The sequence below is a fragment of the Massilia oculi genome (assembly GCF_003143515.1).
Taxonomy (GTDB): Bacteria; Pseudomonadota; Gammaproteobacteria; order Burkholderiales; family Burkholderiaceae_D; genus Telluria; species Telluria oculi.
Genome location: NZ_CP029343.1, coordinates 3,854,542 through 3,865,859 on the forward strand (window position 1 = coordinate 3,854,542; position 11,318 = coordinate 3,865,859).

9 protein-coding genes are annotated in these 11,318 nt (G+C 65.7%); 5 read left to right on the forward strand and 4 right to left on the reverse strand.

Annotation, left to right across the window (positions count from 1 at the left end; translation table 11 throughout):
- Positions 1-61: 61 nt before the first annotated feature.
- A complete protein-coding gene (locus tag DIR46_RS17595; protein ID WP_162819546.1) occupies positions 62-643 on the forward strand; it encodes a DUF3617 domain-containing protein in 582 nt (193 codons plus the stop codon).
- 5 nt (positions 644-648) lie between these two features.
- Here DIR46_RS17595 and DIR46_RS26685 read toward each other — a convergent pair whose 3' ends face one another.
- Both DIR46_RS26685 and DIR46_RS17610 read right to left on the reverse strand, forming a co-directional pair.
- Complete coding sequence (locus DIR46_RS26685; RefSeq protein ID WP_162819547.1) at positions 649-1,377, reverse strand: hypothetical protein; 729 nt, start codon at positions 1,375-1,377, stop codon at positions 649-651.
- A gap of 184 nt (positions 1,378-1,561) precedes the next feature.
- Complete coding sequence (locus DIR46_RS17610) at positions 1,562-2,377, reverse strand: SAM-dependent methyltransferase (RefSeq protein ID WP_162819548.1); 816 nt, start codon at positions 2,375-2,377, stop codon at positions 1,562-1,564.
- A gap of 282 nt (positions 2,378-2,659) precedes the next feature.
- Between DIR46_RS17610 and DIR46_RS17615 the strand changes: the two genes are divergently transcribed.
- Positions 2,660-3,655: an alpha/beta fold hydrolase gene (locus tag DIR46_RS17615; protein ID WP_229446290.1), complete on the forward strand. Its 996-nt coding sequence runs from the start codon at positions 2,660-2,662 to the stop codon at positions 3,653-3,655.
- A gap of 70 nt (positions 3,656-3,725) precedes the next feature.
- Positions 3,726-4,337: a hypothetical protein gene (locus DIR46_RS17620; protein WP_109346396.1), complete on the forward strand. Its 612-nt coding sequence runs from the start codon at positions 3,726-3,728 to the stop codon at positions 4,335-4,337.
- 110 nt (positions 4,338-4,447) lie between these two features.
- On the opposite strand, the gene DIR46_RS17625 is transcribed toward DIR46_RS17620, so the two are convergent.
- Complete coding sequence (locus DIR46_RS17625; RefSeq protein ID WP_109348059.1) at positions 4,448-5,524, reverse strand: ATP-binding protein; 1,077 nt, start codon at positions 5,522-5,524, stop codon at positions 4,448-4,450.
- 38 nt (positions 5,525-5,562) lie between these two features.
- Positions 5,563-6,285 carry a response regulator gene (locus DIR46_RS17630; protein ID WP_109346397.1) on the reverse strand — a complete coding sequence of 241 codons (723 nt, stop codon included), beginning with the start codon at positions 6,283-6,285 and terminating at the stop codon, positions 5,563-5,565.
- Positions 6,286-6,363: 78 nt separating this feature from the next.
- Between DIR46_RS17630 and DIR46_RS17635 the strand changes: the two genes are divergently transcribed.
- Positions 6,364-9,474 carry a multidrug efflux RND transporter permease subunit gene (locus tag DIR46_RS17635; protein ID WP_109346398.1) on the forward strand — a complete coding sequence of 1,037 codons (3,111 nt, stop codon included), beginning with the start codon at positions 6,364-6,366 and terminating at the stop codon, positions 9,472-9,474.
- A gap of 157 nt (positions 9,475-9,631) precedes the next feature.
- Entirely contained in the window at positions 9,632-11,314 is a 1,683-nt protein-coding gene (locus DIR46_RS17640) for a ShlB/FhaC/HecB family hemolysin secretion/activation protein (protein ID WP_109346399.1), read from the forward strand.
- The last annotated feature ends 4 nt before the right edge of the window (positions 11,315-11,318 follow it).

Sequence of the window (11,318 nt, forward strand, 5' to 3'; positions counted from 1 at the left end):
TTCAATGGCGATTTTGGCGTCAAAGAGCAAGACTGCATTGCATTCCCGTCCGAACACTGCCATGAAACGCATCCTGACCTCGACGATCCTGCTTGGCCTGGCCGCTATCGTCGTTCCGAACGCAATGGCGCAACAGGCACAGATCAAACCTGGACTGTGGCAGGTCGAGCTGCTGCCCCTTGCCGGGACGCAAATCAATCCGCTCGGGGATAGCATTCAACAGTGGGCAGACAGTGTGGCGACGCCCGAGACTCGTAGAGAAATCGCGGAGTCGGACGCCGCGCTCGCTGCCAAAGGCATGGAAACCACAGGGAACAGACTTGGCTTGCGCACGAAAGAATGCATCACGAAGGAGCAGATTGCCAAGTACGACATTCTCGGCGAGCAAACGTTAAAGTCTTGCTCAACGAAAAAATCGCCGAGACCGGATGGGGTTGACGTCAGTATGACGTGCACTGATCCGGACATGCGCATGATTATGGATATGCGCGTGAGATACCGCGGCGAAAAAGCGTTCGACGTGGAATCGGTGACAACAATGCCTGGTGTCGATAATCAGCCCATGACTCTCAAGGGCAGCGGCACCGGCAAGTGGCTGAGCAGTGACTGCGGCGACATCAAACCAAGGGCCGCGAGCAAATAGGTCACTTACACGACCGAGGCACGCGCGATATTCGATAGCTGAGCTTTTCCGGTCTGACGGGCATATCGCGCAGCAAGGTCGGCTCTGGCGCGGCTCTTCGCGTCGATCGCATATTGCAGCTCGGCAGGGCGCATCAGCTTCGCATTCACGGGCGCGAAATGGGTTTTCGACAGCACGACGCGGCCCGGCATACTGGTTTGTTCAAGACCGAGAAACATGCCGACATTGCCATCCTCATGTGCCAGCGACCATTCCTCAGGAACGCCGTCCATTTTCAGTTGGACGGTGACATACCGCTCTCGTTCCACGGTGTTTGCCAAGCGTCCATGATTGATGGCGAGCGTTGCCAGTTCGAGCAGGACGCCTCCGGTCCATGTGTTTTCCAGCGTGGTCAGCGCCTCATCGGTTTCAATATATAGCTCGAGCTCAAATCCATTTCGGTCAGCAAATCGCTCGTCTCCCGCCACAGAGTCCGACAATCCGTCAGTGGTCACCAGCCTGGTGGCGCCACGGTCGATCAACTGGAAATTACGCATTCCACCGGGAAAGGCAGGATGGCGGGTATGGAACGGACTGAGCGGATCGAGAGATAAGCGGTCAATCACCGGGCCATGACCGGACCAGAACCGGTGTCGCAATTCGGCGTCGCTGCTTTTTGCGGGCGGGGCGGTAAATGCGTTAGCGCCGGTTGCATACAGTGCAGTCGCAAGCTGCAGGAGTGAACGTCTTTTCATTGGCATCAGGATGAAGGTCGGGCATCAATGATGCCATAAGGCAAAACGGCAGTTCAACCAGAACGTTCCCCTTGGCTCAAGTAGCCGCTCCGCCGCGCAATATCTGACCCAAACGATTACCCCGCGCATTACGGAGCAAACCAAGCTTCATGTTTTGACAGTGCCGAAGGCGAACGCCTCAGGTTCAGGCAAGCCTGCCCATGACAAAGGTCGCTATCTGCCCCACCTCCACTTCAACATCGACATACCCCCGCGCACGAAGCAGTGCCTCGAGTTGCGCGGATTGCGTGACTTCGCCTCCACTACGCAGCGTGCGCAGCGACGACATCATCGCCATGAACGGATCGTCCGGCCTGGTATACAGCGGCGCAATCAGCCAGCCCCCGCTGCACGAAGCGGCCGCGATACGGTCGATCGCTTGCTCGAGCACTGACAGTTTCATGAACATGGTGGGAAGCCACGCCAGCGTGTAGCGTGGACCAGGATCGAGCGCGGTCACGTCGAGACGTTGCAGCCGGATGCGCCCGGCATGTTCGCTGGCAGCCACGTTCCCGGCGGCGAGACGCAACGCGGGTTCCCAGATGTCGATCGCGTCGATATCGAGGTCAGGACACGTCTGCGCGGCCCGCAGCGCAACGCCGCCGACCCCGGTGCCGACATCGAGAAACACGCCATCCAGCGCCGCCTGCAAGGAAGGCCGTGTGCTGGCAAGGCCAAGGATGCGGTCGAATGCATTGCTGGAGGCACGCCCCATCGCCTGGAGGAGGTCGGGGTCTTCGACTTGCCACGAAGCCGTGCGATCGGGCTCCCTGAACAATTCGCTGCTTTCCACGAACGCCATCTCGATCTCGACAAGCAGCGGCGCGATTTCCGCGTGGTCGAGGTCCGTCAAGGCATCTCCCAACGCCAGGCGCACACCGTCGCTGATCTGCTCCTCGATGGCGGTATCGACGCCGGCGCCGGAACGCAGCTTGAGCGCCGCGCCGATCACCGCCAGCATTCGGGCGGCGCGAGCAAGTTCGTGGATGCGGTGAGAAATGGATCCTGACACGTAATACTCCCTCAATCGAGTTGGGGCTGCGAAGACACGCAACGTCACAACCAGATACGCAGGCATGCCGCCACTGGATGCGCCACGCGACGCCATTGCCCAAGACGTAACAGTCAATTGCGTCGGGCGCCGATTCTCCTCCCAGCCCGGCCGCGCCACACTGCTAGCGTTACCTGTCACGGGTAACCCCATCAGCGCCGTTCCCGCTAATGAACCTGAAAGAGGATGATCATGACCGCTCTTCGTTTCCATCGCATGGGCCTCGCGCTCACAACCGGCGCGACGCTGCTTGCCGCGCTGATCCAGCCGGCGCACGGCGCCGCGCCGGCGCCGGTCAAGCCGGCGTCCCGGGCCGCCGCCACCGTCAGCTACCACAAGGTCGACGTCGACGGCGTCAAGGTCTTCTACCGCGAAGCCGGCCCGAAGAACGCCCCGGCCATCCTGCTGCTGCATGGTTTTCCGACCTCGTCCCACATGTTCCGCGAGCTGATCCCGAAGCTGTCCGACCGCTACCGCGTGATCGCGCCCGACTATCCCGGCTACGGACAGAGCGACCAGCCGCCGATGGACCGCTACACCTACAGCTTCGACAACCTGGCCGCGACGATCGACAAGTTCACCGCCAAGGTCGGCCTGACCCGCTACGCCATGTACGTGATGGACTATGGCGCGCCGATCGGCTATCGGCTGGCGGCGGCCCATCCCGAACGGATCAGCGCCATCGTGGTCCAGAACGGCAACGCCTATGACGAGGGCCTGGACAACCCGTTCTGGGTGCCGGCCAAGGCTTACTGGAAGGACAAGAGCGAAGCCAACGCGGCCAAGCTGCGGCCCCTGTTCGAGTTCGACGCCACACGCTGGCAGTATTCCGAAGGCTACCGCGACCCGGCCGGCCACGTCAGTCCCGATTCCGCCGTGATCGACCAGGCCTATATGGACCGCCCGGGCAACAAGGCGATCCAGCTCGAGATGTTCTATAGCTACGGCACCAACCCGCCGCTGTATCCGGGCTGGCAGGCCTACTTCCGCAAGCACCAGCCGCCAATGCTGATCGTCTGGGGCAAGAACGACAAGATCTTCCCGGCCGAAGGCGCCAGCCCCTATCTGCGCGACCTGCCCAAGGCGGAGCTGCACCTGCTTGACACCGGCCACTTCGCGCTGGAAGAAGACGGCGAGCAGATCGCACGCCTGATGCGCGACTTCCTTGGGCGCACGGTCAAGCGCTGAGCCGGGGAGAGGTCGAGGTCGCACTGATGCATAATGACGCCCATCGACCACCCGTCCCGAGAAGGCGCGCATGACCGGCAACGCCAGAGCAGAGCAGCAAATCACCGTCAACGACATCGAGGTCGGCATGCGCGTCTACGAAGCGCTGGCGCACCACGCAAGGACGGGGCAGGGCGCGCCGATCGGCTACAAGGACTTGCTGACGCTGGCGCGCTCGCTGCACCCGAAGGACGCGGTGCTCGGCCGGGCGGTCCCGATCGGCATCGGCATGAAGCTGCGCTTCGTCGATGCTTTCTGCGCCGCCCATGCCTGGCCCAGGCTGTCGAGTCTCGCGGTGGGCCAGGACAGCATGCTGCCGGCCAGGGGATACGATGGCGACTGGGAAGCCGACCGGCGCGCCGCCGCCGCATTCGACTGGTCGGGCGCCGATGCGCAAATGCCGGCGTTCGCCAGCGCGCAGCGGGCCGCCGTGCCGGCCCGCCTGAAGCCGCGCAAGGAGCGCCCGGCCGATGTGTCCTGGTATGCCTATTTCTGCTCGCACCGCAAGGCGTGCGAGTGGATCGGGCAAGAAGACAAGCACGAGATCATCAACCTGATCATGGCCGGCCTGGATCCGGAAACCGCGCTTGGGCGGGTCAAGGCGGCCAGGGCCGAAGCGGCCGGCCCCACCGAAGCGGTATGAGTCACTGGGGCACGGGTTTCGCCAGCTCTTGGCCGCGGTTGTTGATGGACAGCGCGCCATTGGGCACGCCGCCATCGCGCGGGCGCGCGCGGCCTGCTGCCACGCAAGGATCAAGGGCGGCGTTCCAGTGCAGGGTGAACGGCTGTGCCGTCCACGCGTCCAACCCTGGCCTGATCCGGCCATGCCAGCTCGAAACAGGTGCCGCCGCCAACCGCGTGGCAGCGCGCCTCGCCCCCATGCGCCAGCGCGATCGCCCTGACCACGGCCAGTCCCAGGCCACTGCCCGACCCACCCTGCAGGCGCGCCGCATCGCCGCGTTGGAAAGCGTCGAACAGCTTGGCCGCAAAGCATGGGTCGATCCCCGGTCCGCTATCCGTCACGGTGAGCCGGCATTCGCCGCCGCTACAGGCAAGCCCGATCTCGAGCCAGCCCGGCGCCGCATGGCAGCGCGCGTTTTCCAGTAGCGCCAGCAGCGCTTGGCGCATGCGCGCCGGATCGCACTCCACCAGGTCCTCGTTCAGCCGCAGCGCGGGCAGCAGGCCTTTCGCACGCAGCTCCGGTTCGGTCAGGGCCAGCACGTCGCGGATCCCTGCCGCCAGGTCGCAGCGTTCCATCTGCAGGGTCAGGTGGCCGCTGTCGGCCAGGCCCACCACCCGCAAATCCTCGATCAACCGTCCCAGGTTCTCCACCTGTGCCAGCAGGTTGCGAAACAGCTTCTCATCCGGCATGAACACGCCTTCGGCCAGTCCCTGGATACGGCCGCGCAGGATGGTGATCGGGGTGCGCAGTTCGTGCGCGATGGCGGCGTTCCAGAACACCTGCTCTTTCGCCATGCGCTCGAGCCGCTCGGCCATGACGTTGAAGTCTTCCACCAGCAGCGAGGCTTCGCCCAGGGAGCGGTCGTCGCTTGTCGCGCGTGCCGTCAAATCACCATTCGACACCCGGCGCAAGCTGCTGGCGACCGAGGTCAATGGCGCCAGGATGCGGCGCGACAGCTTGGCGGCGGCAAAGATCGCGAGCGCGACCGCACTCAGGGTCGACAGCACGATCCAGCCCCATTCGGGGCCCGAGGGCATCCAGGCGCCGGCTGGGGCCAAATGGCCGGGAGCGTAGGCGAACATCACGAAATAGAACACATAGGAGCCGACCGTGATCGCGACCACCACGCTCAGCACCAGCAGCGTCATGGTGACCACGATCTGGCGGCTCAGGCCATGGACGGGTTTCACGTCTTGCCGCCGAACTTGTAGCCGACGCCGCGGATCCCGCGCGGCACGTCGGTCACGCCTGCTTCTTCCAGCTTGCGGCGCAGCTTGCTCACATGGCTGTCGACCGTGCGTTCCAGCGTGTCGCCCTCGGGCAGGCAGTGGGTGAGCAGGTCCATGCGGCTGAACACCTGGCGCGGCGAGCGCGCCAGATACGCCAGCAGCTTGAATTCGGTCAGGGTCAGCGCCAACGCCGGTCCACGTGCGCTGGCCAGCGTGACCTCGTGCTTGTCCAGGTCGATGACGAGGTCGTCGACGCGGATCACGGATGCCCCATTGCCCGCCGCATGGGCCAGCGTGCGGCGCAGCACTGCCTGGGCGCGCGCCACCACCTCGGCCGGGTTGAAGGGCTTGACCACGTAGTCGTCGGCGCCGATGCGCAGGCCGGTGAGCTTGTCGACGTCCTGGTCCATCGCGGTCACCATGATCACCGGCGTGCCGCCGCGGCGGCGGATCTCGGACAGCACCATCCAGCCGTCGAGGCCGGGCATCTGCACGTCGAGCAGCACCAGGTCGGGCCGCGCGGACAGGTGCAGCGCGAGGGCCTGATGGCCGTCCTGCGCGCGCAGCGTGCGAAAGCCGCCGCGCGAGAAATAGGCGGTGAGGATGACCGCGATCTCGTCGTCGTCCTCGGCGATCAGCACCAGGGCCGCTCCAGCGCCCGATTGCGCGGTCATCTCCATCGAATCTCCATACAAGGGCAACCGAATGCCAACGTGCACACCGCACAATCGCCGTTTGCCCGACCCGCTACTCTACCCATGCCCCTGTTTTTCATCAACCGCCCCGTGTTCGCCTGGGTGATCGCCCTGTTCATCGTGCTGCTGGGCGTGATCGCCATCCCGCAGCTGCCGGTGGAACGCTATCCCAACGTGGCGCCGCCCACCGTCAGCATCACCGCCGTCTATCCGGGCGCGACGCCGCAAACCATGAACGACGCCGTGGTCGGCCTGATCGAACGCGAACTCTCCAGCGTCAAGAACCTGCTGTACTTCGAGTCGTCGACCGATACCACCGGCACCGCCCAGATCACCGCCACCTTCCGGCCCGGCGTCGATCCCGACATGGCCCAGGTCGACGTGCAGAACCGCATCAAGGCGGTCGAGCCGCGCCTGCCGCAGACGGTGCGCCAGAACGGCCTGATCGTCGAGTCGACAATTTCGAACTTCCTGATGTTCATCGCGCTGACGTCGGATACCGGCGCCTTCGACGAGACCGACCTGGGCGACTACATGGCGCGCAACGTGGTCGAGGAGTTGCGCCGGGTAGAGGGTGTCGGCAAGGTGCAGCTGTTCGGCGCTGAGAAGGCGATGCGGGTCTGGGTCGATCCGGCCAAACTGGTGGCCTACAACCTGTCGATGACCGACGTCACGGCCGCCATCGCGCGCCAGAACGCGCAGATCGCGCCGGGCCGCGTGGGCGACGCGCCGGCGCCGCCTGGGCAGCAGATCACGGTGCCGCTGACCGCCGAGGGCCAGCTGTCCACGCCGGAAGCGTTCCGCGCCATCGTGCTGCGCGCGAACCCCGACGGCTCCACCTTGCTGCTGCAGGACGTGGCGCGCATCGAGCTCGGCGCGCAGAGCTATGGCTTCAGCACGCGCGAGAACGGCCACGTCGCCACCGCCGCCGGCGTCCAAATGGCGCCCGGCGCGAATGCGGTGGCCACCGCCGCCGGCGTGCGTGCGCGCCTGGCCGAACTGGGCAAGGCGATGCCGGCCGGGATGAAGGTCAGCGTGCCTTTCGACACCGCGCCATTCGTGGAGATCTCGATCAAGAAGGTGGTGATGACCCTGTTCGAAGCCATGGTGCTGGTGTTCCTGGTGATGTATCTGTTCCTGCAGAACGTGCGCTATACCCTGATCCCGGCGCTGGTGGCGCCGATCGCGTTGCTGGGCACGTTTACGGTGATGATGATGGCCGGCTTCTCGGTCAATGTGCTGACCATGTTCGGCATGGTGCTGGCGATCGGCATCATCGTCGACGATGCGATCGTGGTGGTCGAGAACGTCGAGCGCCTGATGGCGACCGAGGGCTTGTCGCTCAAGGAGGCCACGATGAAGGCGATGCGCGAGATCACCGGCGCGGTGGTCGGCATCACCCTGGTGCTGACCGCCGTGTTCATCCCGATGGCCTTCGCCAGCGGTTCGGTGGGCGTGATCTACCGCCAGTTCTCGCTGTCGATGGCGGTCTCGATCCTGTTCTCGGCCTTCCTGGCGCTGTCGTTCACGCCTGCGCTGTGCGCCACGCTGCTCAAGCCGGTCGAGGGCGGCCATCATGAGAAAAAGGGATTCTTCGGCTGGTTCAACCGCGGCTTCGAGCGTCTCACGGCGCGCTACTCGTCCACCACCACGGCGCTGGTCAGGCGCGCCGGCCGCATGATGCTGGCCTGGCTGGCGATCGGCATCGCGCTGGCCTTCGCCTTCGGCAGGCTGCCGTCGGCCTTCCTGCCCGAGGAAGACCAGGGTTATTTCATGACTTCGTTCCAGCTGCCGGGCGACGCCACCGTCGAACGCACGCTCGAGGTGGTCAAGGCCTATGAAGCGCACGTGGCCTCGCGCCCCGGCCTGGGCGACAATGAAGCGATCCTCGGCTTCGGCTTTTCGGGCTCGGGTCCGAACGCGGCCATGGCCTTCACCATGCTCAAGGACTGGGACCAGCGTGACGGCGCCACCGCCCAGGGCGAGGTGGCGGCGGCCCAGGAAGCGATGAACTCCAGCCGCGAAGGCATGATCATGAGCCTGATGCCGCCGGCCATCGACGGCCTGGGCAACTCGTCCGGCTTCGCGCTGCGCCTGCAGGACCGTTCCAACCAGGGCCAGGCGGCGCTGATGGCGGCCCAGGACAAGCTGCTTGCGCTGGCCGCGCAAAGCCCGCTGGTGGCCGGCGTCTATCCCGAAGGCTTGCCGCCCGGCGTGAGCGTGCGTCTCGACATCGACCGCGCCAAGGCGCAGGTGCTGGGCGTGGCGTTCGCCGACATCAGCGACACCCTGTCGGCCGCCATGGGCTCGGTGTACGTCAACGACTTCCCCAACGCCGGGCGCATGCAGCAGGTGATCGTGCAGGCCGAGGCCAGCGCCCGCATGCAGGTCGCCGACGTCCTCAAGCTGAATGTACGCAACGTGAACGGCGGCATGGTGCCGCTGGCCGAGGTGGTCAAGCCCGTCTGGACCGAGGCGCCGCCGCAGCTGATCCGCTACCTGGGCTATCCGAGCGTGCGCATCGCGGGCGCCGCGGCGCCGGGCGCATCCAGTGGCGAGGCGATGGACGAGATGGAGCGCCTGGCCGGCCAGCTGGGCCCAGGCTTCGCGGTCGAGTGGACCGGCCAGTCGCTGCAGGAACGCGAAACGGCGGCCCAGGCGCCGCTGCTGATGGCGCTGTCGATCCTGGTCGTGTTCCTGGTGCTGGCCGCGCTGTACGAGAGCTGGTCGATCCCGTTCTCGGTGATGCTGGTGGTGCCGCTGGGCCTGATCGGCGCGGTGGCGGCGGTGATGCTGCGCGGCCTGCCCAACGACGTGTTCTTCAAGGTCGGCATGATCACGGTGATCGGCCTGTCGGCCAAGAACGCGATCCTGATCGTCGAATTCGCCAGGCAGCTGCACGACGAGGGAAAAGGCTTGCTCGAATCGGCGGTGGAGGCGGCGCGCCTGCGCCTGCGGCCCATCCTCATGACGTCGCTGGCGTTCGCGCTGGGCGTGGTGCCGTTGATGCTCGCCTCGGGCGCCAGCGCCGAGACCCAGCATGCGATCGGCACCGGCGTGTTCGGCGGCATGGTGGCGGCTACTGTGCTGGCGGTGCTGTTCGTGCCGGCCTTCTTCGTGTTCGTCGTCGGCCTGCAGGAGCACATTGCGCGCTGGCGCAAGCGCAAGCCCTGATTCCGGCGAACTCTCGCCAATTGTCACAATCGTGTGGCTAAAAAGTCACAAAAAACTGGTAAGTCCGATAGGTTGTCGTTAATTTGTAATTAGATGTATTTCCATGTGGCAACTTAGTGCATATACTCCCCGCGGTTAAGTTGTTGCATGGAAACAAATGTCAGTCCTTCCGCATTATTTTCGCCTTTGTGCGCCGATCGCCCTGTTCGTCGCCAGCTTCTCCTTTCCCGCGCTTGCACAGGATGTGTCGGGGTTAGCCGAGCAACAGCTGCAGCTCCAGCAGCAGCGCGAGGATGCACGCCGCAAGCGGGACGAGGCCCAGCCGGACGTGCGCCTGCAGGGCGCGCCGACGCCGCCGGCCGGCTATCCCGTCGCCGAGTCTCCCTGCTTCGTCATTGATACGGTCGAGCTCGAAGGAGAAGGCGCCAGGGATTTTGCGTCGGCGCTGGACGCCGCGCATCCCGGCCGCGGTCGTTGCCTGGGCAGCGCCGGCATCAACGTCCTGGTCGGGCAAGTCCAGAATGCACTGGTCGCGCGCGGCTATGTGACCACCCGGGTGGTCGCCGCGCCGCAAGACCTGAGGGACGGCCGATTGCAGCTGACCCTGGTGCGCGGGCGGATCCGGGCGATCCGCTTCGCCGGCGCCGAGCCGGGACACTGGCGCGCCGCGCTGCCGGCCCGCCCGGGCGACCTGCTGAACCTGCGTGCGATCGAGCAGGGCCTGGAGAACCTCAAGCGGGTGCCGGGCGCCGAAGCGGACATCCAGATCGTGCCGGCCGACCTGCCCGGCGAAAGCGACCTGCAAGTAAAGTGGCGGGGCGGCCGCGCCTATCGCCTTGCCGTGTCGCTCGACGACAGCGGCAGTCAGGCCACCGGCACCTACCAGGGCGGGGTCACGCTGTCGGTCGACAATCCGACCGGCTCGCAGGACCTGTTCTATCTCACGCTGAACCATAACCTGCCCGGCGACAGCCCGTCCGGCGACTACGGCACGCGCGGCTATGCGGCACATTACTCGGTGCCATGGCAATACTGGCTGTTCTCGGCCCAGGTCAATGACTATCGCTACCACCAGAGCGTGGCCGGCGCCAACCAGGACTACATCTACAGCGGCAGCAGCCTGAACACCGAGTTGAAAGCGTCGCGCCTGGTGTATCGCGACGCCGTGCGCAAGACCACGCTCTCGGTGCGCGCCTACCAGCGCCGCAGCCACAACTTCATCGACGACACCGAAGTCGAAGTGCAGCGCCGCCGCATGGGCGGCTTCGTGCTCGGCATCGCGCACAAGGAATTCATCGGCCGCGCCACGCTCGACGCCGCGCTGGGCTGGAAGATCGGCACCGGCGCCTTCGGGACCCTGGCGGCGCCGGAAGAGCCCTATGGCGAAGGCACGGCTCGCCCACGACTCCTGACCGCCGACCTGGCCCTGCAGTTGCCGCTGACGCGCGACCTCGCCTGGTCGTCCTCGTGGCGCGGCCAGTGGAACCGCACGCCGCTGGTGCCGCAGGACCGCTTCGCCATCGGCGGCCGCTACACCGTGCGCGGCTTCGACGGCGAAACCAGCCTGTCGGCCGAGCGCGGCTGGCTGTTGCGCAACGACCTGGCCTGGACGCTTCCCGGCACCCGCCAGCAGCTGTATGCGGCGATCGACCACGGCCAGGTCTCCGGCCCAGGCGCCGAGCGCCTGCTGGGTACCCGCCTGAGCGGCGCCGCCATCGGTTGGCGCTTTGCGTGGGGACGGCTGCAGGGCGACCTGTTCGGCGGCGCCCCGATCGATCGTCCGGACGGCTTCCGCAGCGCCAGCGTGACCACCGGCTTCAACCTGAACTACGACTACTGACTGC